Here is a 25,003-nt window from a genome sequence, read left to right on the forward strand (position 1 = left end):
TTATTGAATTTTTTTAAGTAAGTCTTTTATTTGATCGAAGTTCTTTTCAGTAGCATTGTATAGTGCTATTTTTCCTTCTTTATCTACTACGATATAACGAGGAATCCAGTTTAAATCTAGTGATTTACCAAAGTCTCCTTTCATTCCTTTTCCTTCTTTAGAGTAGTAGTGAAGTCCTTCAATACCATATTTTTCAATTGCTTCTTTCCAAGATTCTTCTGTTTTATCAAGAGAAAGATTAACGAATGCTACATTTGTAAATTCTGCTTTAATCTCTTTCATAGTAGGAACCGCTTTGATACAATCAGGACACCAAGCAGCCCATACATCTATAAGGATAGCTTTTCCTTTTTGTTGATCAAGGATTTGTTGAAGTGTAATTGACTTCCCATCTAATTCAGCAAAGTCTTGTTCTAATGCTCTAGAAGCAAATACAGTTGTATCTTTTACTTGTTCTACTTCTGGTGTAGCAGAAGTCTCCTCTTGTAATGTAGTTGAGATTTCTTCTGTAGTTGTTTCTGCTTTTTCTTTACAAGAAGTAAATACTGCAGCAGCTAGTGCTAATGTTATGAATATTTTTTTCATTGATTCTATTTCTGTTTTATTGTTTTAATTTAACTTGATTCTAGGGTCTAAATAAGCATATATCAAATCTACTAAAATAGTAATGATTACGAAAGAAGAAGAGATAATAAGTACTGCGCCCATAATCACAGGTAAGTCTAGTGTATTCAGTGCATCTACTATTTCTTTACCTAGGCCATTCCACCCAAAGATATATTCAACAAAGACTGCTCCTGCCAGCATTGAGGCAAACCATCCTGATAATGCTGTAACTACAGGATTCAGAGAGTTTTTTAAAGCGTGTTTATAGATAACCTGTGTAGTGCTTAATCCTTTAGCTTTGGCTGTGCGTATATAATCTTGATTAAGTACTTCTAATAGTGTATTTCTCATTAACTGAATTACAACAGCTAATGGTCTTATTCCAAGTACTATCGAAGGTAATATAGCATTCTTTAGCACTAAATGTCTTCCTTCTCCGAAATCATCAACCTCATAGAGACTTCCTGTCATCGGTAGTCCAGTGTAACTATGCAGTACGTACCCGAATATCCAAGCAAATAAAATAGCACTGAAGAACGAAGGAATACTCATCCCAAAAGTACTTATAATAGCTATTGTTTTGTCTAGCCATGTGTTTTTAAATAGAGCTGAAACAACACCTAGTAGTACACCAATACCAAGCGCAATACTAATAGCTAATGTTGCTAATAGAATAGTGTTTGGCAAGGTTTCTCCTAATATGGTACTTACTTTCTTACCACTTTTTTGGAAGCTTTCTCTTAAGTATGGTGTCTTCAGCATCAAGTTGTATTGCCCTGTGCTAAATAGGACTGTTCCATTGTACTTTTGATCGGTATTAAAACTGTAATCTCCTTCTGTTTCACTATGTACAGAGATAGGAGATAAGTCATTTAAGTAAAGCAGATATTGCTTTCCTTTAGGTTGATCAAAACCATACTTTTTTTTGATAGCTAATAGTTGTTCTGAGTTTTCATTCTGGTCAAGCATCATCCTAGCTGGATCTCCAGGAAGAATATTAAATAGAAAGAAGACAACAGTAACTACACCAAACAAGGTGAAGAATGCGTATAATAATTTCTTTAAAAAATAACTTAACAAGGTCGTGTAGGCTTATTTTAAGTTTACAGATTCTCTGTCATTCCAATGTTTCTTCTCTACAATAACACCATTTTCTATTACTACTATACTTGGGTTACCACGCTCTATTGTTTTTAGTGTAGTCCCATCACATGTATAGTAGTCAAAAGGAAGTTTGTATTTACTAACTACAGATTCTATTAAGTCTTGATTCGAAGCAGTCATACCAGCTACTACATATCCTTTAACAATAGCTTTGTTAGCAAAGTCTTTCATTGCTTCTAGGCCTTTTTCATCAGCTCTAGTTAGGTCATAAGAGATAAGCATTACTAATTTCGGTTCTGCCATCATCATAGATAGGTGGTCAATACCGTCTTTATCCATAGTCAAATCATGAATAGGAGGTTGGTATCCTTCAGAGATAAGTTTCTCTTCTCTTCTTAGGTATTTAGCACCTTCAGGTAATTTAGTTAACTCTTTATCAGAGAACTTGCGCTCTTCACCATTTACATCATAGTAGAACGTAATCTCATAAACTGCTTTTGGAGCGTCTTCAGGAATCTCCATTCCTTTTACGATATCAGTACCTACTTTATAAACTCTGAAGTCTTTTAAAGGTAAATGGTTCAATACCCAGTATCCCATAAAACTACATAGTACTAAAGACAGAATCATTATAATATTGTTAATCTTACCAGAGAAGATAGGTTTTATTACTTGATTATATTTCATGATAATAAGAATCAAGATAAGTAATACAATATCCTTTGTGAAAGATCCCCAAGGTGTTAATGGAACAGCATCCCCAAAACATCCACAATCTGTTACTTTGTTAAAGAATGCAGAGTAGAATGTAAGGAATGTGAAGAATACAATCATTAAGAACAGTAAAAGAATTGTCAACTTTCGCATATACCCTATTAACAGAGCAACTCCTAATAGTACCTCAGCAATCACAAGAGTCACTGCCAATCCTACAGCATACGGAGCTAGGAAAGGAATATTTAATACAGCTTCAGAAAAGTATTCTTCTAACTTATATGAGAACCCCATAGGGTCATTTAGTTTCACTAATCCAGAAAGGATAAATAGTATTCCTACAAATATTCGAGATAATTGAGCAATTATTTTCATAGTTATTTGATTGTATTAGAACAGTGATTTATTGGTTTGGTAAATCTAAGTGTATCAATGCGAATACAGAATAGTTTAGCATATCTTGATAGTTAGCAGCTATTCCTTCTGATACAATAGTTTTTCCTTTGTTATCTTCAATTTGCTTTACACGCAATAGTTTCTGTAAGATAAGATCTGTTAATGAACTAACTCTTAAATCACGCCAAGCTTCTCCATAGTCATGGTTTTTATCTTCCATTAATTGCTTTGTCTCAGCTACTTTTTGATCGTATAAAGCAATTGCTTCTTCAGTAGATAAGTCAGGTTGGTTCGCAACTCCTATCTCTAAATTGATAAGCGCCATCACACAATAATTGATAATACCAATGAACTCAGGGATTTCTCCTTCATCTACTTTTCTAACTTCATTCTCTTGAATACTTCTAAGGCGTTGTGCTTTTATAAATATTTGATCAGTCAATGAAGGCATTCTAAGGATTCTCCATGCACATCCATAGTCTTTCATTTTCTTGGTATATAAATCTCTGCATATCGCAATTACTTGATCAAATTGAGTAGAAGTCGTATTCATTTGGATTATATTTGTGTAATATTTTTTCAAAAATACTAATAATACTAACCCTTTGAAAGAGGTAGAAGTATTTTAGCTGTTTTTAATTATATAAAACTACATAAAAAAGTAACGCATTACACACAATGACAATAAATTGTAAAGGAGAATTGATTGATTTAAGTTCTCCAAAAATAATGGGAATATTAAATATCACTCCTAATTCTTTTTTTGATGGAGGAAAGTATAAGTCTGATCTAGCTTTTTTAAATCATGCAGAGCAGATGATAAAGCAAGGTGCTGACTTTATCGATGTAGGGGCGTATTCTAGTAAACCTAGTGCAGAGTATGTCAGTGAAGAAGAAGAGATAGAACGTATCGTACCTATTGTAGAGTTACTTCAAAAAGAGTTCCCGACTATGCATCTTTCTATAGATACCTTTAGAGCGGGTGTGGCTAGAGCTACAGTAGCTGCTGGAGCTTCTATTATAAATGATATTGCCGCAGGGCATTTAGACGAGCAGATGTTGCCTACTGTAGGGGAGTTGCAAGTGCCTTATATTATGATGCACATGAGAGGAACTCCTCAGACGATGCAGACGATGACTACATATAATGATTTAGTAAAAGAAGTGAAAATATACTTCTCAGAACGAGTAGCAAAAGCAAGAGAATATAAGATTAACGATATCATACTAGACCTAGGCTTTGGCTTTGCTAAAACATTGGAACAAAATTATGAGCTGATGAGTAAAATGGAGTTGTTATCTTCTTTTGAATTGCCTATTTTAGTAGGTATATCTAGGAAATCTATGATCTATAAGTTATTTGATATTACTCCTCAAGAGGCATTAAACGGAACGACAGTATTAAATACAGTAGCTTTACAAAAAGGAGCTCATATCTTAAGAGTTCACGATGTGAAAGAGGCTGTACAAACAAGAGAAATAATAAAACAATTGAGTATATGAAAAAAGTGCTACTATTAATACCTGCTTTACTATTATTAGTGAGCTGTAATAAGAAAGAAATGCAATTAAGTAGAGCTTCTTTTATTGTTGAAGAAGGAATAGACGATCATTCACCTATTTACTTTGAAACCGGAGAAGAAGGAAAGAGCTTTAATTTAAATGATGCCAACAGAATTGCTGGTACGAACTATATTGTTTCTGTTCAACGTGATTTGAATGCTAAAGAAGTATTACAAGAGATAAAGAGAATTAAAGATCACAAATATGCAGAAGACAATATGCATAGAGATGAGAAGGGAGTATATCTAAGTTATGCTGATACACTACACAAGCATCTTTCTCTTTTTCCAATTAAAGACTTAGACTTTGGTTTCGTAGGACCTACTTCTCTAGATAAAGTAGTATATCTAAAAGATGCTAATAACTTCTTAGTAGAAGGTAAGTCAGTGACTAAAGACCAATTAATAGAGGCTATAAAAGATAAAGATAGTCTACAACTAGGAGTGAATAAAGACGTAACATACGAAACTTATTTACAGACTCGTATTTTCTTTGTTGAAAAAGAAGTAGTAGACCAGTTTTTAAAGACAGATTTAATTTATTAGTCGAATCGTGAAACTGTGAAATCGTTAGTTTGTGAAACCGTGAAACCGTTTTTTTGTGAAACTGTCCACTGTAAACCGATTAACTGAAAATGTTAACCGTAAACTGTTCACTGATTACTGTAAACTGTTCACCGTTCACCGTTAACTAAAAACCTATTCGTGATGATAAGGTTCATTGCGCAGGATAGTGAATCCTCTATAAGTCTGTTCGATAATAAATAAACGAATCATCTGATGGGAAAATGTCATTCTAGAAAGTGATATTTTCCCTTTTGCATTTTTATACACGTCCTCTGAGAAACCATAAGGCCCTCCGATAACGAATACTAAGGTCTTGATACCAGAGTTCATCTTCTTTTGTAGCTCATCAGCGAAGCCGATGCTCGTAAACTCCTTTCCTTTATCATCTAGTAAGATTAGCTGATCAGTAGGGCCTATCTTAGATAAGATTAGTTCCCCTTCTTTTTGTTTCTGCTGATCTTCAGACATATTCTTCGCATTCTTGATATCAGGAATTACCTCTAGGTTAAACTTTACATAAAAAGACAATCTCTTCATATATTCATCCATTAACGTTTGTAATGGTTTACTGTCTGTCTTTCCTATTGCAAGTAATTTGATATTCATCTGTCTGATTTATTTTTTGCAAAAGTAGTTTTTTTATAGAAAATAGCACACTGTCTAAGGTGTATTTATAGCCAATGTAATACTAGGTTGCAGATATACAACGCAATTTTAGTGATTAATGCGATCATAGTAAGGTGTGTTTAAGTTAGTTGGTGTCGTTGAATAGAATGGTGTATCTCTTTGCGCATAAAGGGTATAAATACAAAAAGAGATATATAAACCCACAGTATTAATAAGGTTATCAAAAAGGAGGTTAGAATGAGAAAGCTAATCGATGAAATATAGTTTTGTAATAGATTAATCAGATTAAAAGAAGGAGCTATAACTAGTATTATAGGGCCTCCGAGAGCCATAGTAGCCACTCTAGTTAAATACCACTTCTTATTGCTTTCTTTATTGATCTTTTTGAGTTCTATCTGCCATCTGATCCCCATACCTATAAAGCCTAAAAGAAGTATAAAAGAGGTAATTATAAATATTTCTAAATAGTAATTAGGCAGAGTTAAACCAATAGCAAAACTCAATAAGAATATAGCTAGTGAAACAATTATTTTAGGAATAGTGAAGAAACTTAATAAGACCTTATACATCTGTTTTAAGTAACTATTCGTTGCCAGTTTTATTTTAGAGTCCACTACATCACTAAACCCAAATATCCCAAACTTCTTAAACTCTCTGTCTAGTGCTGTTTCAAAAGGAAGTGAACCATCCTCTCTCCATTGAGACTCTATTCCATTAGCTAAGTGATCGACTAGCTCCAGTTCGATATCATAATATTCTACATAGTGCTTCTTTACGAAAGTGTGTAGAGCTTGTATTTGGTCAGTAGTTAGAGTTTTCATAATAGTAGTTATAGGGTGTTAAACTTCTTTATAGTAGCTTCTTTTTCTAGTTTGAGCTTAGGAGATATAACATTGTATGTAATGTATATCCAGAGTCCTACGAATAAGATAAGTACACTTGATAACACAATAGACTTATCAGCTATAAATCTTGCAAAATAATACGTGGTGTATAGAGCAGATAAAGGAAATGCTATTACGGATAATCTTATTCTATCCATAAACCACTTCTTTTGAGTTGCTTTATGAAGTTTTTTAACTAGAGTCGCCTCTATGATATAATAAATGAAAACTAGAGGCATTAGACTCCATATAATCACAGAGATTATATCTCTATTCTCAAATATCGTTGATAGATAATTAAGTGATGTATATATGATATAAAAGAGCGCACTCGTTAAGAGTAATTTAGGCCAATGCAGGAAGCGCAGAACTTCTTTTAGAATAATGCCAAGATAAAAATACGTAAGACTATTCTCCTTCTTCTCAATGATTGTACTAAACCCAAATACCCCAAACTTCTTAAACTCTCTGTCTAATGCTGTTTCAAAAGTAAGTGAACCATCCTCTCTCCATTGAGATTCTATTCCATTGGCTAAGTGATCGACTAGCTCCAATTCGATATCATAGTATTCTACATAGTGCTTCTTTACAAAAGTGTGTAGAGCTTGTATTTGGTCAGTAGTAAGTGTTTTCATAAAGACTTAATTAAATTGTTGTTTGTAAGATTTATAAGTAAGTAGTGTCCAGGTTAATGAAAAAGGAATAAATAAAGCCCCTCCAATTATAAAACCTTGAGTGAAGCCTAGCAAATCTCCTTTTTTAAGTAAATGTTGAAAGAGTAGGATACTTATGAATAGCACTACTATTAATGCATTATAAGAAGTTATCTTCTTAATTCTCTTCTTTAGATAAACAGCGTGTTCACTTACTATCGTTTTGATATAGTGTCTAAGTATAAATACTATATTCAATGAAACTAGAGCTAATAACATTGAAACTATAAAGTATAAACTATCTGAAAACACTAGAACTGTCATTTGACAAACAGCAATAATTATCCCCAATAAGATAGAGTTGTTCTTTATTCTACTATCTTTTTCAATCCAGTTTTTAGAGATAAAGTAGGGTGTGTTTTTATAGAAATGATAAGGATCTGTTTTTAATAAATCCTTCCAGTTTATAAAAGTCTGTCTAAAAGCATCTTCATATTCATACCCTTCATTCATCAATTCTTCTATTTCACAGGCAATATGATCCAATACTTCATCACGAGTATCTTGATACTTGATATTGTATTGAGTGATTAAGGTCTCTTCTATATGTTTTATTTGGCCAGTAGATAGTGTTTTCATAAGTGCCTAGTTAATAGTTTTTAATATTCTATCTCTTTCATTTTGGTAGGTTGGTTTGATGATATTAAGACCTACATAGATACTAAGTATAGTTAAGGTAATACCCGAAGCCATTAATAAACAATCCCCTATAGAGTCATAAGTAGTAGGTAGGTTAAAGAGCCTTTTACCCTGCATAATGATATTAAAGAAGATTGTATTCGAGAGTAACGAAAAACTCATAACAGATGAATAAGTTCTGTCTAATAGTAGTTTTGTCTTCACTTTTTTGCGTAACACTAAATCTTTTGCATAGCTATAAAAGAATACAATAACTGGGCTCATTATAAATATCATTGTTAAGAATTTAAATTCTTGACCTATCCAATGAAGTAATGCGGCAATTAGTAATATTATAGCTATAACTGTAACTATTAAAGGAAATGTGAAAAACTCTTTTAAAGATTTAAAAAACATATGTTTATATTCTCTGAACTTTTGTTTCTCTCTACTTTCTTGAATAGATAAGAATTTATAAGAACCAAAGTTTTCATATTCTTTAGCTAAAAGATATTCTAAGTTATTATTGTCACCTTCAGACCATTTCTCTTCTATAGAAGAAGCTAGATGATCAGTAAGTTCTTCTATTATTTCGTAATACTTCACATCTTTACTGATGATAAAATCTTTTATCTCTTTTATTTGATCAATAGTAAGTGTTTTCATAATTACAATATTTTAGATGAAACACTGTTGTATTCTTGGTTGTGTTTTAAGGTCAAATACATGGCTATACTCGATAAGAATATAGCTAGTAGTAAGAATATTAGGTTTAAGTAAACTATCGAAAAAGTACTCGTGAAACTGTAATATAAAGCTACCATGCCATCTAAAACAAATAAACTAAACCAAGCAACACCTTTGATATGTTCGGTGTAGTAATCCTGTTTAAAGTTCGCGTAACGATTCTTTTTATACTTGAGGTACCCCATTACTAACATAGGAAAAGCTGTGATAGCTAAAGCTAGGCCTAAGATGAATAATTGATCTTTGATAAAGACATGGATTATAGAAGTAGTGAATACAGCCAAAACAAATAGTAGCCCAATACTCTGCATATCTTTTACAATTAATGGACTGACTATAAATCTAGGCGTTTTGTTGATCACCCAATTAGAAGGCTTTAGTTGACTATTCCATTTAGCTATTGTTATTTTACTAGCTTCGTGAAAATAAGCACCTTCATTCATCAGCTCTTCTATCTCACAGGCAATATGATCCAATACTTCATCACGAGTATCTTGATACTTGATATTGTATTGAGTGATTAAGGTCTCTTCTATATGTTTTATTTGGTCAGTAATAAGTGTTGTCATAATAGTGTTGAGTTAATAGTTAAGAGGTGCTTACTTGACCTTTTTTTATCAAGTTTCTGAATAAATAGATATGATACCAAGTAATTGTAAAGTGATACATAACAACAGAATCTATACTACTATAATTTAATTGTAGTAAGTTATCTAAAAAGGTCATTAGAACAAATAATAGAACACTTACACTGATCTCCATAACCAATAATCGTTTGTATATATCTAAGTAGTACCCCTTTAGTCTTTTAGTGTTGTATAGAGAGATTGTAGCTACTGTTATTGTAATTGTGAGTATTGACACAAAAGCTGTAACAGCACTTATTTTCTGTATGCTAAAAAAAACAGTAAGTCCAATTGATACAAAGAAAGTTAAGAGATATACAGTCCAATTAGGCTGTGTTACAAGCTTAACTATTGGACGAGATATAAACTTTGGGATACCTTTATAGACTCCAAAATGCTCTAGTAGTAGTTTTGAATGCCATTTATTAAATACAATATTGTATGCCTCTCTATGTCCAAAACCCTCATTTATCAGTTCTTCTATCTCACAGGCAATATGATCTAGTACCTCATAACGAGTATCTTGATACTTGATATTGTATTTAGAGATTAGAGTATCTTCTATCTGTGTTATTTGGTTAGTAGATAGTGTTGTCATAAGTACCTAGTTAATAGTTCGAATGTTTAACTTGCTTATTTCTAATATGTAATATAGTTGATATAAGGATATAATGAATAGTAGAGGAATCAATTTATACGTAAAACCTCCCCAAAAAAACACAAGATAGAATAAAGAAATACCACTATAACCCAATATATCTTTTTTTAGTTGACTTATTCTATACCCTTTGACTCCATAGTACTTAATAGTTATAAATAATGCTGTCATTATACTAGTCAAGGATATAAATATTCCTATTGTATTCGCTAAATGATAATCTTCTATTACATTTTTAAAGATATAGGGTACTCCTATACCTATTAGCATGGCTAGGATGATATTGAGCACATCTCTTTTTACCCATTGACGACCTAAATAATAAGGTACATTATTGTATCTTATAAACGGGTGTGGTTTTAAGTCATTATGCCATTTATTAAATGTCTTTTTAAAAGCAATCTCATAGCCAAAATCCTCATTCATCAGTTCTTCTATCTCACAAGCAATGTGATCTAGTACTTCCTCACGAGTATCTTGATACTTGATATTGTATTGAGTGATTAAGAACTCTTCTATTTCTTCTATTTGGTCAGTAGATAGTGTTGTCATGGTTCAGATAATTAGAAATTATAATGCTTAGATAGGACATCCTTTTCTTTAAGATACTTTGGCTTCAATGTATAGAATGTACTGTACTGTAATACAAAAATTAAAGTATATAGAGCACTCTTAACAGCATAGCCCAGATTTACAAATGAGTATCCATAAGTGTTTAGACTACTTAAGTCTATATGAAAGACAAGTAGGTAGGTGTACAAAGAAATTATACAAACCACAATAAAGTATGTTTCGCTTAAGAGTAGTCTGTTTTTACCTTTGTTTTTTAAATAAACCTGAATACTATCATATACTAATATTCCATTGCTTGTTGCAAAGACACCTAAGATTATAGTATTAACTCCAGAATTGATTAATGGCGATATAGTAGCTATACTTAGTAGTGTATATATACTTAAACAAATCGCAAGTATAATTATTAGTACACTAGATGTACAATAGCTTTGTAAAGCATTTATTAGTGATAGAATATACTCTTTAGATTTAGCAAGGTATATCTCAGATTGAATCTTTTTTAATCCTTTCTTTCCAATTATATTTAATTCTTTATCTAACGCCTCTTCAAAAGATATGTGAGTATTAGACTCTCTCCATTGTTGCTCAATACCATTAGCGATATGGTCTGTCAGTTCTTCTATTACCTCTATGTATTCAACCTTGTGGTTGATTAGTTCTTGTCTGATTTTATCTAGTTCTAGTGGTTGTAGTGTTTTCATAGTGTAATTAATTAGATTACTTTAGATTGTGATAGTTCATTCTTTTTTTTAAGTACCATAGGTCTCAGTTTATTGAGAATGATGAAAGGGATAATCAGCAAGAGTGTAAATAGAATACTTTTAGGTACCCAGATAAAAGCGCTGTTTGAATAGATAAACTGTTGAGAAATTTTACTAAAACAAAGAATTATCATAGGTATTAAAGAGAAATAGGTTAACTGCTTTACTAGTAAATAGTACGCATTAGAAATATATCTTTTTGTATTTCCCAGATAAGGTAATTTACAACTACTATCACTTTCTATCATGATAACTAGATTAAAAGTTACAATCGTAGCTAAATAACCAACATTAAATATTCTGTCTATAAAATACCATGTACTTGAAATATTAAATAGTAGAAGTGTACCAATAAAAATAGCTAGTAGATATAACACTTTAGAAGTTACAAAGTACTCTTTTATACCTAAACCGATGATACGCAAGTACTCATATATTTGGGCTTTATTCATCTGAGTTTGCACTTTGCTTAATCCTTTAACCCCGAATTTATTAATCTCTATAGCTAACGCCTCTTCAAAAGATATTTGAGTATTAGACTCTCTCCATTGTTGCTCAATACCATTAGCGATATGGTCTGTCAGTTCTTCTATTACCTCTATGTATTCAATCTTGTGGTTGATTAGCTCTTGTCTAATTTTATCTAGTTCTAGTGGTTGTAGTGTTTTCATAGCATTTTCTTTTTTTAGTTTTTTATCAGCTTCAAGCTTTCTCTGTAAATCAATACAGTATTTATGAACGTATAGATTGCTATTAATCCTATTATCAGAGTAGCAAAGTCGGTGTTAGGTTTACTAATATATCTAGATAGCTCATATATAGTTAGCCCCATAAATACTAAGACATTAATAATTTGTTTTTTAGATAAGGTCTTTAAATAAAAGCTTCTATAATTCTGTGTCTCTTTTAAGAATCTAAACATATTAAAAGATAACAAGACAGTAATCCCTAAGAGCACCACAGCAAACAGAAGTAAGTCATACCTAGTCCAATATGAGATACCGAAGTAGAATAAACCAAATAGCGCAGTCAGGGCTCCAGCTATTTTCCATCTAGCACTCTCTTTTTCTGTCCACGAATTAGAGATAAAAGAAGGAATATGATTGTATTTAGAACTTAGATTAGGCCTTAGCATAGGTCGCCATTTATTAAATACTAATATGAATGCACTATCAAAGTCAAGGTTATGTTGATTTATTTCATATTCTATTTCACATATAACATGATCTGTTACTTCTGCTATAATATCTTCATATTGAATATTATATTCATTTATCTCACATTCTATTTGTTTTATTTCTAGGTTACTTAATGTTTTCATAGCATTTTCTTTTTTTAAGCAATCTGTGTACGACGTTGTCTACTATTTTCTCTAGATAACACTATAATACTGATACAGTGGTATAGGGCAACTAATGATAGTAGGTCAAGGTCTCCCATAGTAAAGCCATTAATCATATATCCGTAAACTTTTATACCAAGTATAAGAGTGAATACAAGTAGTATACTACCAGATACCATAGATTTTAGAATCAAATAAGAAGCTCTATAGTTCTGTCTCTTGCGGTTCTTCATGAATAGTAGAATAGATAATACAAGACCTATCAAACTGATCGCAAAAAAGCTAATATTATGAGTGGTATGATCTAATTTTAAAAAGAGTGAGTTGATTAAGGCAAATAAGAAAGTGATAACACCTGCTATTCTCCATCTGTTATCATCTCTGCGATACCACGTATTAGAGATAAAAGAAGGGACATGTCTATACTTAAAGTCTTTTCTAGGAGTCAGCATAGGATGCCATTTATCAAATACTTGTATAAAAGCTTGTTCAAACTCGTATCCTGTATGATATAGCTCTTCTATTTCACAGAAGATATGATCTGTCAATTCTTCTTTAAGATTGGCATAACGCACATTATATCTTGCTATCTCAGCGATAATTAGTTTTTGTTGGTTTATAGTAAGTGTTTTCATTGTGTTTTGTCTTTGGTGGTTACCAATTATGTCAATTTTAGGTTGACAATGTTCTGCATATTGCGGATAAAGCTTTCTAGCTCTTCCATTTTAGAAGTAGTTTCTTTTACTCCAGATTCTGTGAGCTTATAGTACTTACGTACTCGTCCATCTACACGCTCTAGTTCTACATCTAAGTATCCATCAGCTTCTAGCTTGTGAAGGGCAGGATAGAGAGCACCTTCTGTCAAGCTCATTTCTCCTTCGGTTACTTCCTTTACCTTTTGCGTGATTTCATACCCATACATTCTCCCATTCTGATCGAGTAGTTTCATGATGATGGCATTGAGACTTCCTTTATAAAGTTGTTGTTGCTTTTTCATACTTAAGATTCTTATGTATAGCAAAAGTATAAAAATATCTGATACCTCCAAATCTTAGGTATATACTTTTTAGATACTTTTTATGTTTTGATGTATAAATGTTTGTTTAGTGTAAGTAATTAGCGTAAAATAGGTGTAAAGTGTTAATGGTTGAGACTGTCAGAGAATTGCCTTTTTGAGGTGGAAGGCTGCAGGAATGTTAAATAAAAGGCTTCTTTGAGTACAGTAACCTAAGTTACAGTTAACCTACAAGGGAAGTCATACCTTTACTCTTTTAAACAACAATGGACTATGTTTGGTTTTATAAATAAGTTATTAGGATTAGATAAGGCAGAGTTACTATTCGCTTATATTCAGGAAGGAGCTATGCTGGTAGATGTACGTACAGTAGGAGAGTTTAAAAGTGGTTCTGTACCTGGCGCTCTGAATATCCCATTAGATACATTAGAATCACAGTTGCATAAATTACCTAAAGAAAGCAAGATTGTCGTATTCTGTAGAAGTGGAATGCGCAGTGGTCAGGCGAAGCGTATGTTAGAGCAGAAAGGATATACACAAGTGATAAATGGTGGAACGTGGACTAAAGTCGCTAATGTAAAAGGAAGATAAGCATGAAAGAGTTTTGGAATGAGCGATATAAAGAACAAGAATATGCTTATGGGATAGCGCCTAATGCCTATCTAGAAGAAGTACTCAAGTCTAGTCGTGACAAGGAGGTTATATTAATGGCAGCTGAGGGAGAGGGGAGAAATGCGGTATATGCAGCGCAAAAAGGCTGGAGTGTAAAAGCCTTTGATCAAAGTATAGAAGCTAGGAATAAAGCACTTCAATTAGCTAAACAACACCATGTAGAGATTGACTATCTTGTCAGTGATGTTGAATCGTTATCTTACGAATTAGCATCAGTGGATGCAATAGCGTTGATTTATGCTCATTTTCCAGAGAGTGTAAGGAGGGCCTATCACAGACAGTTAGGAAGTTATGTCAAAGCAGGTGGAACATTGATACTAGAAGCCTTTGCTAAAGAGCATATCTATAAACAAAAAGAGAATCCCGATGTAGGAGGACCTAGTAACCCTACGATGCTGTATAGCGTAGAAGAATTAAAAGAGGATTTCTGCGATTTCGAATTTATCAATCTAGAAGAGGTAGATATAGAGCTGTCAGAAGGTCTATATCACAGAGGAATAGCAAAAGTAATCAGAGGGATAGCGAAGAAGAAATAAGACATAAAAGAATATATATAAGCCTTGAAGCACTAGTTTCAAGGCTTTTTTTGTTGCAACAGGATAGTGAATATAGATAGGGTGATACAGAGGTAAACGAAAAATGAAAAGTGTTTTTTCAATCTCTAATCAGCAAAATAGCAATAGTATGATGATCTAATGATTATGAAGTATGAGTCTTTCATCAAAGGAGAATACATGGAGTATAAAAGGAGCATTGTTGGACAAAGCTTGCCTTAGCTCCACCATTCTTGGGTTATTGTCCATGTATTGTCGAAGGATTTGCATTGAAGCCCCTATTTTACTAGGGTTATAGCATGATTGTATTTTAATGTATAGACTAGTTTTTTTAGTAACATGCTGTTATTAAGTGTGTTGTTGTTTTTTAGGAATAAAAAAAAGAGGTTGTTTTTTTTTTATTTTTGTGCTCAAAAAACGGATAATTACTGTTTTTAGAGAAAAAAAGTTGAGCAGAAGTTTAAAATAATAACTTTATCAATTGAATAATTATTGAAATAGTAAAAAAGTAACACTTTTTTTTGTAGAAAAGAACATCAAATTGTTGTTAAAAAGACTTTACAATTGAATTAATTAGCCACCTTTGTATACTATTAAAAAGAATAAAATAAGATGAGAAGAATAAGTATTGTTGCAGTATTATTAGTTGGAATAGCATTTGTCTCTTGTAAGAAAGAGAAGAAAGTAGAGGCTATAGAACCTTTAGAAGAGGTAATAGAATTTCAGGAGCCTAAAGCTGATGCTGTAGGATCAGATATTGTATTAGGAGTAAGTAACTTTTTAAAGAATGAGTTTCTGACAGAAGCAGATTTGAAGGTGATGACAGATACAGACCGTCAGTTTAAGCTGTATGCTATTGATCTAAATGGAGATGGGAAGAAAGAAATCTTTGTAAGTCTTACAGGTACTTATTTCTGTGGATCAGGTGGGTGTACTACTTTGTTGCTTGGGTCTGATTATAAGTTAATCACGAAGTTTACAGTGATGCAAGGAGCTATTTTTGTAGAACCTACTGTAGAGAATGATTGGAAAGTCTTAACTGTAAAATCAGATGGAGAATGGAAATCACTAGTATATGCTAATGGTACATATCCTTCTAATCCTTCTGTAGTAGAGAAAGCGAAGTATGATGCACCGAGTGGGCACGCTGAGGTAGTCTTCGATCAAGAGCAGAAGTTAGATGTATATGAGTTTTAATCACTAAAATAAAGTATAACCGCGGATGGATTAATTCTATTCGCGGTTTATTTTTTTATTGCTGTTAGGGATATTGATAAATAGACCAATAGCAACTATGACATCCACTATATTCCAAATACTACGACCAAGAGCGACTTTTAAAAAAGGCTGAAACAGTAGCACTAGTACGATATAGATAAACATCTCCGTTTTTTCTTCTCTATAATAAGATTTGTACGCAAAGTAACTAAATCCTATACAGGCCACAAAGCGAACGAATTAATAGAACCCATAAGGCAACTTTAAAAGACACAGTAAGAGTAAAACTGCAATAGTGATTTTGATAGCTTTTTCCATGAGTATGACAGGTGTGAAATAGAGTATTAAGATACGAAATAACTAGATTAAATGCGATGTCGCTAATTACTATTTCTAGAGAATAGGTTATTCGTATTTATCTTTTATAACTATCGGCAAGTTTTGAAATAAATTATCTGCTTATATGAGTTTTTTGCCGATATCGGCAAGTTTTTAAAATAAATTATCTATTTAGATTATTTTTTGCCGATAATGGCAAGTTGAAGAACGCTGTGTAAGTATTATTAAGGTGTTAAGATGTTTGATTTGCTATAGAATATAGCCAGTTATAGCTACTTACCTTTTTGTTAAAAGTCTTATCTTTCCTCTTTGAAAAAGAAAGAGATTATGGCTGTAAAGAGAGTAAATATACAGATCAAACAATTGAATAGATTAAGTGCTGAGGTAGAGGGACTGACGATAGCGATAGTAGTATCCACAGATGCAATCACGGTAAGAGAGTTCCTTGGAGCTGTAGTGACACAGCAGGTAGAACAACATATACAGAAGTTCAAACAGCGCAGTACTGTAGAGCAGTTGACTGCTACACAAGAAGCCTTAGATAACATTCTATTCACTAGTAAACTCCGTTTTACCTCTCCTGAGAAGTACAGAGATATTGATATAGCAGAAGAGGTACAGCGTGTGATACAGGCGTATGAGGATCAGTTGTTCTTATTGTTTTATGGCGAACGAGAGTTGCTGTCATTAGAAGAGGTCATTGTATTGAATGATACAGATGCCTTTGTATTTATTCCCCTTAATTTTTTAAAAGCTAGTTTTTAAACAGATCCCAATGAATAATAATATTGTAACTATACTAAGAGATTATCAAGTAGAGAACCGTACTTATGCAGAGATGCATGAGGAGCTTTATGCGATGGTGTATAACCAGGATTATGCTGGTGTAAAGTTAGAACCACATATCGCTATATTAGGACTACATTTTACTGGCAATAGTAGTAATCCAGAAGATTCTATTTATAGCCCTAAGGTATTTACGCGTTATGATGAGACTTTTGTAGAGATGCTAGCAAGTAATTCTGTTGGGATGTGGAGAGAAGTGGAGTATTACGCTTTATTGGTGTACTTTTTTGGAGAGAAGTTAGCGCCTTGGGTACAGGAATTATTAGATCGAGTGGATGAATATATCTTAGGAGGACAATATGATATAAAAGAAGCGACGTGGCATAATGCAGAATATACATTCTTAAAACAGTGTAATGTTATTTCAGGACTGTTATATGGTATATCGTTCTATGATAATCATAACTATGATTCCTATAGCATAGAGTTGCCACTTCATAAGCAGGTGGAGTATAGTATGCACCTCTCGCTACCTAACTATCTTCCTTATGTATGGGCAGTAGCTTTAGATAGTGGAGAAGGGCAGTTAATCGAGGTAGTCGATACTATCTGTGATGGGGATAATGAGCATGGACGATGGACACCTTCTTTTTTATTGATGCTAATGGCTTCAAAGCAATCAAAGTATTGGGAGAAAGTAAAAGATATATTGGTAAACGCTGGTCGTGAAGAGGGAATTAGACAAGATATTACGAGGTTATTATCACATGTACAGGTAGCTAACTTAAAGTATTTTTTAGAAGTTATTCTCTCTCATAATTTAGTGCGTTATGAAGCAGTGCGTACAGAATTAGCATACCACTTTAGAAGTCATGTAGAGGATGACAAACAAGATAATGTAAAGCGACTATGTGAGTTGATGCTCTATGCTATAAATCACTATGACTATTTTGACGAGAAAGAATTATCTACGTTTAATGAAAAAGAGTTTTACGCATTGATGCACTGTTATCTATGGATACACAGAGAGATGGCGTTTGGCTTTGTTGAGAGTGCATTTGAGGAAGTAGAGCGCAAGTTTCAGCTTGTAATATTAGAGTTCTTACCAAACTTTAATGAATATACGGTAGAGTCTGTCCTATTTAATAAAATATTAGAAAGTAGAGATCAAGAGTTTATCGCTATGCTTCTAAATAGAATAAACCAATATTTGGAAGGGAGTAGAGCTTCGAGGTATTTTATTCGACAAGAAAACTATGAAGACATATACCAAGTGTTTTATGACTTATATGAACAATATAAAAGTGGAAAGACACTTATCTTGAAGAGTAGTGTAATACCAGATTATTACAGAAGCTTTGAGTTAAATAAAGAAGAGTTATTGACTTCACTGTTGTATTTGACAGAGGAGTCATCAGAGAAGGCGAGGCTGTTTATAGACAAGCGAAATACCTTTACTGTTGATTTTAAAGAAGAGTTATTAAACGTATTGTTGTTTGGAGGTAAAGAATATGGACTTCAGGGGTATGGATATAGTTTTAAAGGAGAGATACAACCTACCTATGAGGTGCAAAATGAGTTAGCTTTCGCTTATCTGAAAGAACGCAAAGAGACAATAGCTTTTGGTTGTATGCGATTCTTAACAATAGCGACCTTATCAAGTAGAGATGAAGAAGAGATAGTAGCATACTTTAAAGGGAAGTTTAAAAAGACACAACAGCACTTTATCCGCCTATTAATATCTAGACAAGATGATTTTAAGGATAGACTGTTAGAACAATTAATATTAAGTGAGGATGTAAATCAACGTTTAACAGCAATGGAAGGGTTAGTGGTACTAGCTCAGAGAGATGAAATACACCATCAACTAGGTATTTGGCTTGCACAGTTAGATGAGCTAGGTATTCAGTATGCTAAAGAGGAAGAAGAATACTTAGTACTCTTGCGTGACTTTGGGCGTCAAGGAAAAGAAGGACAAGATACAGATATGGCATTATACGATGCTACTGTGGTGAGTGCTGTCGTATTGCCTTCAGTGGAAGAGAATACTTTATTTAGCCAGCGCATTGCACATAATTGGGGACTTTCTAAGAAATGGGAAGAGGTAGTACGAGAGTTAGATAGTCTAGAGCACCTGATGAAACAATATGCTATGTATGAATATGAACATTTTAATTATGGAAAAGCAGAGAAGGTACTCTTAGGAACACATTTCACGAAGATGCATAGTTATTCAGGTGATGATGAATGGACAGCAGAACAACACTTCCAAGATTACCCATTGTATGAAGTATGGAATCAGTGGTTTATGGATAGTAAGTTAGATGCATTAGACTTATTCTTACTGCGTTGCGCTACTTCAGAAACAGAGGTCCCTGAATTGATAAAACCATTATTAGATGGGAAGTTGCCTTATTTCTATAATGAACTCTCAGCTAAATATGATAACTACTGGTATGCGATGGGAACAGTCTTTTCTTGTTTAACCTATCAATATCCATTTAAAGAAAAAACGACCTATTGCTTAGATGGTTTAAAAACAATATACAACAGTATTACTCAAGAAGTATTAGATTTAGAGATACGCACTTCTGTTTATGGAGAAGAGTATAGCTATACATGGGTAGATTATACAGATTTATCTTGGTATGCTGAGTTTATACCTATAGAGGATTTAACAGAAGAACAGTGTTTAGCATATTTCAGACTATTGCGTTGGCGTCAATTGAATTGTAATAAAGTAGATGATAGCTATTATCTGTTACCTTTTGAATTGATGGCTATTGCCTATGATAAGAATGAAATTACGCGAGATGAGTTTATACAGTATCTTGTAGTTATAGATAATAGAAAGTCTTATTTCAGTTCAATGTTATCTCCTTTTACAAAGCGATTTATAAACGATAAAGTACAGCAAGTCTTGGTTGAGTTTAAAGCGTATTATTTACAACAGGTTATGGATAGGGATAACCCTACGACTAAGGTATTTGATATTGTCTTTGACTTTCAGGAGATAGAAGGAATGCAGTATTTCTTTGGATTATTGCATAAGATCAAGCACACAGGGATATCTAAAGAAAGTATTTACTATTATGCAGAGATGCAAATCACGATTAAGGAATTAGGACAAATCTATAGTAAACTTATTCGTAGAACAACACCTTTAAGTACGGATAGCCAAGAGATGTTTAATGCTCAAGTAGCAGAGATAAACTTCAGTGCAATACAATGGATCGAAGTGGCTGTAGCATGTCCGCAGTGGATAAAGTACATCACGACTTACTTAGACTGGCAAGGATTAGAGTCAGCGATATGGTGGCTGTTCGCTCATCTGCTGGATAACGAACAAGAAGAGGAGAGAAACAAGATACAAAAACAGATACAACGCTATTCTGCTATAGCGTTAGAGGAGTTTGAAGGAGGTGTAGTAGATATAGATTGGTTCTTTAGTTTTTATCACGTACTAGGAGAAGAGCGTTGGCAGATGCTTTATGATTCAACTAAGTTTATGGCAGTAGAGGGGCATACTCGTGTGAAGCTATATGCAGATGTGCTGTTAGGCAAAGTCTCTATGAAAGACTTGAAAACGAGGGTTATCTCTAAACGCGATAGAAACTATGTACGTGCATGTGGGTTATTCCCCTTATCTGAGACAGATAGAGAAGGAGATTTGATGGATCGATATGAGTTATTAGAACAGTTTAAGAAAGGTTCTAAGAAGTATGGAGCTATGCGCCAAGAGAATGACTTAAAGATATATAATGTAGCGATGCAGAACATCGCTAGAGCGGCAGGGTATACTGATGCAGTGCGTTTTCAATGGTCTATGGAGAGTGTACAAGTGCAGTCTATTCTAGAGAACTATAAGGAACTGGTATTGGATGAGTATACATTCTCTTTGACTGTATCTGATGAAGGAAAAGTAGAGTTGACAGTGAAGAGTAAAGGGGATAAGCCCTTAAAAGCGATACCTGCTAAACTAAAGAAAAATGAGCAAATCATAGATCTAGTAGAACGTCAGAAGGCACTGAAAGAACAGTATAGTCGCTCTCGTCTGAATTTAGAGCAGGCAATGCTTAGACAAGATGCGTTCTCTTATGCAGAGATGCAGAAGTTGTTACTGCATCCGATTATTAAGCACCATTTGGCTAAGTTGGTTTTTAAATGTGGTGAGGTTTACGGTTTGTTTGTAGAGGGAGTATTTACCACTATAGATGGCGTGGTAATGGATGTACAAGGAGAGGAAGAGTTCGTGATAGTACACTGTTATGGTTTATATCAAAGTGGACAATGGGTCAATATACAAGCTTATTTGTTTGACAAACAGATAGAACAACCCTTTAAACAAGTGTTTAGAGAGTTGTATTTACACAACGAAGCAGAGGAAACAAATATCGGTAGCTCTAATCGCTATACGGGATATCAGGTCAAAGACAAACAGACTTTAGGACTGTTTAAGACAAGAAACTGGCAGTATGAATACTATGCGAATTACAGCAAACTGTATTTTGAGGAGGATATTCGAGTTGAGGTTTATATTGACTATTTAGGAGGTAGTAATGCAGAGTATGGTGACTATGTTAGCTTAGAGCATGTCTTGTTCACTAAAGCTTCTTCAGATGACGTGATTGCCCTAACAGAGGTTAATCCTATTGTCTTCAGTGAGGTGATGAGAGACCTTGACTTGGTGGTAAGTGTCGCTTATGTAGGAGGAGTAGATCCAGAGACAAGTCTGTCTACGGTACAGATGCGTATGGCTGTTGTGAGAGAAACAGCACGATTATTGAAGTTAACAAATATCGAGTACAAAGAACGCCACCTTGTGATCACAGGGACTAAGGGAATCTATAGCTTACATGTCGGTAGTGGTGTGATTCACTTGATATCTGGTACGCATCTCTATATCGAGCCTGTACATACACAGGATAGAGGGAAGTTGTTCCTACCCTTTGTAGATGATGACCCTAAGACCACAGAGATTGTGTCTAAGGCTTTAATTTTAGCTAGGGATGGGAGTATTAGAGATACGGGTATCTTAAGGCAGATAGAGTAGAAAATCTTTATATATATGATATAGTTCTTTAGTGGAGAGTAAGTATATTTGACAATAGAAAAAAGAAGGTAATGACAATAGGACAGATATTAAAATTAGTAGAAAAATCGACATTAAGGAAAACAGAAAGGCTATCTCTAAGAGAAGTAGAGGAAGAGAGTAAAGGACATTGGGTAGCTTATGTAGATGACGAAGAAAGTAGCTATGATGTACAAATCGTAATAGATGGCCGTACTGTAGTCAGTAGAAGTTGTGAATGTGAGATTGACAATATAGTCATGTGTTCACACCAGACTAAGCTACTGATGGCAATAAATGATGCCTTAAAAGGGAAGAAAATTGCTACGAAACCCGTTGTGAAAAAAGCTTTGAGTAAAAAGAAAATAAGCGAAAGTGTAGCATTACTTCAAGATGTTAATCAAGAGGAGGTGTATACATGGCTGACTGAATTGTTTAAGAAAAATAAGGAGGTAGAGCAGGAGTTTATATTAACTTTTAAAAAACAAGATAGTGCCGAATATAGTGTTGATATCGTTGATAAAATATTGAAAGATATTTATACTTCTGTTTTTGGAAAAAGAAAGAATGCAGATGCTAAAGATATTAAGAGGCTGGTAGATTTGGTTTCACTTGCATTAGAGCCAGTGGATAAATATATCGTTGTTAATATTACAAAACCTATTGCTTTAGAACTTTATTTAAAGATAATGTCTTCTCTATTTACGTTAAAGTATAGTGTGAATTATACTAGCAAACGAGTTGATACCTATATGAATAAGTTTGTTGAAAGATACGTATTAGCATTATTAAATGTCAAAGATCAAGATGTTGTCAAGAATACGATAGTAAACTTATTGAAACAACTGTATGAGCCTAAGAATAGTTTACACTACAGTCTAGTTTCAGCTTTAGTTATAGAACTATACGAAAGTAAAGATGAGAGATATACTTCTCTTTTTGGGGATGAGGTAGTGAAAATAATGAAGCATTATCAAGATAATAATTATGTTGTTGAGATAGAGATGTATTTGTTCTTTTTGATAATAGCTGTTGAACAACAAGTTTTAAAAGATTGTTATAAATTGTTTAAACCAGTTAGGTTTCAGAATGAATACAATTTGCTATTATTAAAAGGGTTAATGGATATAGATCTTAAACTAGTAGAGGAGTATTGTTTAAAAATAATAGAGAGTAATATTCAGACAGAGTATAACGAACCTTATCTAGAGATACTAGAAGAGATTTATGAGAATAATGGGGATAAAAGAGGTTTAGCAAATATAAAGAAGCAACTTTTCTTTGAGACCTATGACCTTGAAGATTATAGTTATGTAATTAAGTATTTAGATGATACTGAAGAGGTTAAGAGATTTAGAGCTAAGGTTTTAAGTAGTTTAATAAATAACTTTCATCATGCAAAATCAGCCTCTATGTTGTATTTTGCTATTCTGGAAACAGAGCATAATTATAAGAAAATGCTAGAAGTACTAAGTAGAGATGTTCCTCAAGATGTAATGTGGGCTTATGGCGAACAGATGTGTAAGTTTAATGCTGCATCGTACTTAGACAAGGTTATGAGTATTGGACAAACTCCTGTTTATCCTAGATATACTGATGAAAGATTGGCTAAGTTTATTGTAGAGAAATTCTCAGCGAAAGATATCGTACAGAAATTGATGAAGTATAGGTATACAGATGGAAGTTTGAATAAAAAAATCAAGACACTTGTCGAGAAAAAACAAAAGTAGATAGTAATGAAACAAACAATTTTAGATAGAATACAGGCACTTGGAGGAGATATTAGTCAAGTAAAAGGGAAGTCATTAGCAGAAGATTTGATGTCTATCACTTTTGATATGGTATTATATCCGAAGCCAGAAGATACACCTTGGGCAGATGAAGAGGATCAAGAGCCTATCTATGGTTTAGGAGAGTATATAGATGAGCATCAAGAGTTGATTCAGTCAGATAGACAGGCATTTATGGATAAGATGATAGCTCATTACTATGTACATACAGAAGAAGGGAGAGGGCAGGTGTTTTGGACAGCAACTCCTTTTACACCCTATAAGGAAGGAACTGATGATTATGAAGAGTGGAATACAGATTTTATGGATGAGGATTTTGTTAATCTAAGCGAGATAGAGAGAGTAGTAGGTACAAAATATCCAAGCATGATACAGCTATTCTATAGTTATGGTTTTCCTGATCATTATTATATTTGTATAGACGATCCTAATCAAGAGAATCCTACATTATTTGGTACTGATCACGAGGTTTTCTTTAGTGAAGTGACTAATGAAGGAAGTTTAGAAGCATTCATGAATACGTTTATGACTCCACAGGAATTGATTAGTATAGTAGATAAAGCATTAAACAAACAATAGATATGATATTAACAGCACAAGATTTTAAAATATCAGAATATGATGAAGAAACATTAGAGATGGATTATACTTTAGGAGAAGAAGTAATTAATCTTTCTATTTATAATGGCGATGATGAGTTAGAAGAGATTCTAAAAGATGTCAATAAGGTAGTAGTTCAGTTAGAGAAATACAATGCTGAAGGAAAAGATATTATTGTAGATGAGCTGTATGATGTGTATAGTGAAAAGAACGAAGGATTGTCTGAAGAGCAGTTTAGAGATGAGTTAGGACTGTTGTCGTTATATTTTACTGGAGATGGTGAAGTAGAGTTTAATTATGAAGGCGGAGCATATTTCGGAGATCATATTTTATCTATTGAGATGGTTGATGGAGAGTTTGAATCTCATGTAGCGATGAATGGATAAGTAAGTATTAAATTAGATATATAAGGCTTGAGAATTAATTCTCAAGCCTTTTTTATATCGTAGTGTCCCAC

At 33.3% G+C, this 25,003-nt stretch carries 27 protein-coding genes and 1 pseudogene; 10 read left to right on the plus strand and 18 right to left on the minus strand.

Features of this window, described 5'->3' with window-relative positions; all coding sequences use genetic code 11:
- From MODO_RS11350 to MODO_RS11365, 4 genes are read right to left on the minus strand one after another with little or no spacing between them, the layout of a single operon-like run.
- Positions 1-585 (minus strand): TlpA family protein disulfide reductase, encoded by a 585-nt coding sequence (locus MODO_RS11350; protein WP_006261757.1) that lies wholly within the window; start codon positions 583-585, stop codon positions 1-3.
- A 24-nt stretch (positions 586-609) separates the two neighbouring features.
- Entirely contained in the window at positions 610-1,686 is a 1,077-nt protein-coding gene (locus MODO_RS11355; RefSeq protein ID WP_058699682.1) for an ABC transporter permease, read from the minus strand.
- A 12-nt stretch (positions 1,687-1,698) separates the two neighbouring features.
- Positions 1,699-2,799: a BT_3928 family protein gene (locus MODO_RS11360; protein WP_058699683.1), complete on the minus strand. Its 1,101-nt coding sequence runs from the start codon at positions 2,797-2,799 to the stop codon at positions 1,699-1,701.
- A 28-nt stretch (positions 2,800-2,827) separates the two neighbouring features.
- Complete coding sequence (locus MODO_RS11365; protein ID WP_006258549.1) at positions 2,828-3,373, minus strand: DUF1599 domain-containing protein; 546 nt, start codon at positions 3,371-3,373, stop codon at positions 2,828-2,830.
- A gap of 125 nt (positions 3,374-3,498) precedes the next feature.
- Here MODO_RS11365 and folP point away from each other — a divergent pair, with 125 nt between their 5' ends.
- On the plus strand, positions 3,499-4,323 hold the full coding sequence (folP, locus tag MODO_RS11370; RefSeq protein WP_059050977.1) for a dihydropteroate synthase: 825 nt from the start codon (positions 3,499-3,501) through the stop codon (positions 4,321-4,323).
- A complete protein-coding gene (locus MODO_RS11375; RefSeq protein WP_006258547.1) occupies positions 4,320-4,928 on the plus strand; it encodes a hypothetical protein in 609 nt (202 codons plus the stop codon). Before folP ends, MODO_RS11375 begins: the two co-directional genes overlap by 4 nt.
- Positions 4,929-5,081: 153 nt before the next feature.
- Here the strand turns inward: MODO_RS11375 and rlmH are convergent, their stop codons facing one another.
- The 13 genes from rlmH to MODO_RS11440 form a co-directional block, all read right to left on the minus strand.
- Positions 5,082-5,555 (minus strand): 23S rRNA (pseudouridine(1915)-N(3))-methyltransferase RlmH, encoded by a 474-nt coding sequence (gene rlmH, locus MODO_RS11380; RefSeq protein ID WP_059050979.1) that lies wholly within the window; start codon positions 5,553-5,555, stop codon positions 5,082-5,084.
- 140 nt (positions 5,556-5,695) lie between these two features.
- The gene (locus MODO_RS11385; protein WP_006264233.1) at positions 5,696-6,397 is read right to left on the minus strand and encodes a hypothetical protein; all 702 of its coding nucleotides are present in this window, start codon (positions 6,395-6,397) and stop codon (positions 5,696-5,698) included.
- An 8-nt stretch (positions 6,398-6,405) separates the two neighbouring features.
- Positions 6,406-7,095, minus strand: a complete 690-nt coding sequence (locus tag MODO_RS11390) for a hypothetical protein (RefSeq protein ID WP_058699685.1) — start codon at positions 7,093-7,095, stop codon at positions 6,406-6,408.
- Positions 7,096-7,101: 6 nt separating this feature from the next.
- A complete protein-coding gene (locus MODO_RS11395) occupies positions 7,102-7,752 on the minus strand; it encodes a hypothetical protein (protein WP_006258543.1) in 651 nt (216 codons plus the stop codon).
- A 6-nt stretch (positions 7,753-7,758) separates the two neighbouring features.
- Complete coding sequence (locus tag MODO_RS11400; RefSeq protein ID WP_058699686.1) at positions 7,759-8,457, minus strand: hypothetical protein; 699 nt, start codon at positions 8,455-8,457, stop codon at positions 7,759-7,761.
- Positions 8,458-8,459: 2 nt separating this feature from the next.
- A complete protein-coding gene (locus tag MODO_RS11405) occupies positions 8,460-9,107 on the minus strand; it encodes a hypothetical protein (RefSeq protein ID WP_058699687.1) in 648 nt (215 codons plus the stop codon).
- Positions 9,108-9,126: 19 nt separating this feature from the next.
- Positions 9,127-9,762 carry a hypothetical protein gene (locus tag MODO_RS11410; RefSeq protein WP_058699688.1) on the minus strand — a complete coding sequence of 212 codons (636 nt, stop codon included), beginning with the start codon at positions 9,760-9,762 and terminating at the stop codon, positions 9,127-9,129.
- 6 nt (positions 9,763-9,768) lie between these two features.
- Positions 9,769-10,374 carry a hypothetical protein gene (locus tag MODO_RS11415; protein WP_058699689.1) on the minus strand — a complete coding sequence of 202 codons (606 nt, stop codon included), beginning with the start codon at positions 10,372-10,374 and terminating at the stop codon, positions 9,769-9,771.
- Positions 10,375-10,385: 11 nt separating this feature from the next.
- On the minus strand, positions 10,386-11,099 hold the full coding sequence (locus MODO_RS11420; protein ID WP_058699690.1) for a hypothetical protein: 714 nt from the start codon (positions 11,097-11,099) through the stop codon (positions 10,386-10,388).
- Positions 11,100-11,110: 11 nt separating this feature from the next.
- On the minus strand, positions 11,111-11,830 hold the full coding sequence (locus tag MODO_RS11425) for a hypothetical protein (protein WP_058699691.1): 720 nt from the start codon (positions 11,828-11,830) through the stop codon (positions 11,111-11,113).
- Between the two features lie 14 nt (positions 11,831-11,844).
- The gene (locus MODO_RS11430) at positions 11,845-12,480 is read right to left on the minus strand and encodes a hypothetical protein (protein WP_058699692.1); all 636 of its coding nucleotides are present in this window, start codon (positions 12,478-12,480) and stop codon (positions 11,845-11,847) included.
- Positions 12,481-12,494: 14 nt separating this feature from the next.
- Positions 12,495-13,136, minus strand: a complete 642-nt coding sequence (locus MODO_RS11435; protein WP_006265815.1) for a hypothetical protein — start codon at positions 13,134-13,136, stop codon at positions 12,495-12,497.
- Between the two features lie 26 nt (positions 13,137-13,162).
- Positions 13,163-13,498 (minus strand): PadR family transcriptional regulator, encoded by a 336-nt coding sequence (locus MODO_RS11440; RefSeq protein WP_006258534.1) that lies wholly within the window; start codon positions 13,496-13,498, stop codon positions 13,163-13,165.
- Between the two features lie 291 nt (positions 13,499-13,789).
- Here MODO_RS11440 and MODO_RS11445 point away from each other — a divergent pair, with 291 nt between their 5' ends.
- From MODO_RS11445 to MODO_RS11455, 3 genes are all read left to right on the plus strand, one after another.
- Complete coding sequence (locus tag MODO_RS11445; protein WP_006258533.1) at positions 13,790-14,107, plus strand: rhodanese-like domain-containing protein; 318 nt, start codon at positions 13,790-13,792, stop codon at positions 14,105-14,107.
- 2 nt (positions 14,108-14,109) lie between these two features.
- Complete coding sequence (locus MODO_RS11450) at positions 14,110-14,724, plus strand: class I SAM-dependent methyltransferase (protein ID WP_006258532.1); 615 nt, start codon at positions 14,110-14,112, stop codon at positions 14,722-14,724.
- 630 nt (positions 14,725-15,354) lie between these two features.
- Positions 15,355-15,939: a COG3650 family protein gene (locus tag MODO_RS11455; RefSeq protein ID WP_006258531.1), complete on the plus strand. Its 585-nt coding sequence runs from the start codon at positions 15,355-15,357 to the stop codon at positions 15,937-15,939.
- A 36-nt stretch (positions 15,940-15,975) separates the two neighbouring features.
- On the opposite strand, the pseudogene MODO_RS19585 reads toward MODO_RS11455, so the two are convergent.
- Positions 15,976-16,278: pseudogene (locus tag MODO_RS19585) on the minus strand (DUF6804 family protein).
- A gap of 348 nt (positions 16,279-16,626) precedes the next feature.
- Between MODO_RS19585 and MODO_RS11465 the strand changes: the two are divergent.
- The 5 genes from MODO_RS11465 (at position 16,627) to MODO_RS11485 (ending at position 24,932) form a co-directional block, all read left to right on the plus strand.
- The gene (locus tag MODO_RS11465; protein ID WP_059050993.1) at positions 16,627-17,064 is read left to right on the plus strand and encodes a hypothetical protein; all 438 of its coding nucleotides are present in this window, start codon (positions 16,627-16,629) and stop codon (positions 17,062-17,064) included.
- Positions 17,065-17,074: 10 nt separating this feature from the next.
- Positions 17,075-22,138, plus strand: a complete 5,064-nt coding sequence (locus MODO_RS11470) for a DUF4132 domain-containing protein (RefSeq protein ID WP_059050982.1) — start codon at positions 17,075-17,077, stop codon at positions 22,136-22,138.
- A 71-nt stretch (positions 22,139-22,209) separates the two neighbouring features.
- A complete protein-coding gene (locus MODO_RS11475; RefSeq protein ID WP_006258527.1) occupies positions 22,210-23,886 on the plus strand; it encodes a hypothetical protein in 1,677 nt (558 codons plus the stop codon).
- Positions 23,887-23,892: 6 nt separating this feature from the next.
- Positions 23,893-24,525, plus strand: a complete 633-nt coding sequence (locus MODO_RS11480) for a hypothetical protein (protein WP_006258526.1) — start codon at positions 23,893-23,895, stop codon at positions 24,523-24,525.
- A 2-nt stretch (positions 24,526-24,527) separates the two neighbouring features.
- On the plus strand, positions 24,528-24,932 hold the full coding sequence (locus MODO_RS11485; protein WP_006258525.1) for a DUF2262 domain-containing protein: 405 nt from the start codon (positions 24,528-24,530) through the stop codon (positions 24,930-24,932).
- The last annotated feature ends 71 nt before the right edge of the window (positions 24,933-25,003 follow it).

Source organism: Myroides odoratimimus (assembly GCF_001485415.1).
GTDB classification, from domain to species: domain Bacteria; phylum Bacteroidota; class Bacteroidia; order Flavobacteriales; family Flavobacteriaceae; genus Flavobacterium; species Flavobacterium odoratimimum.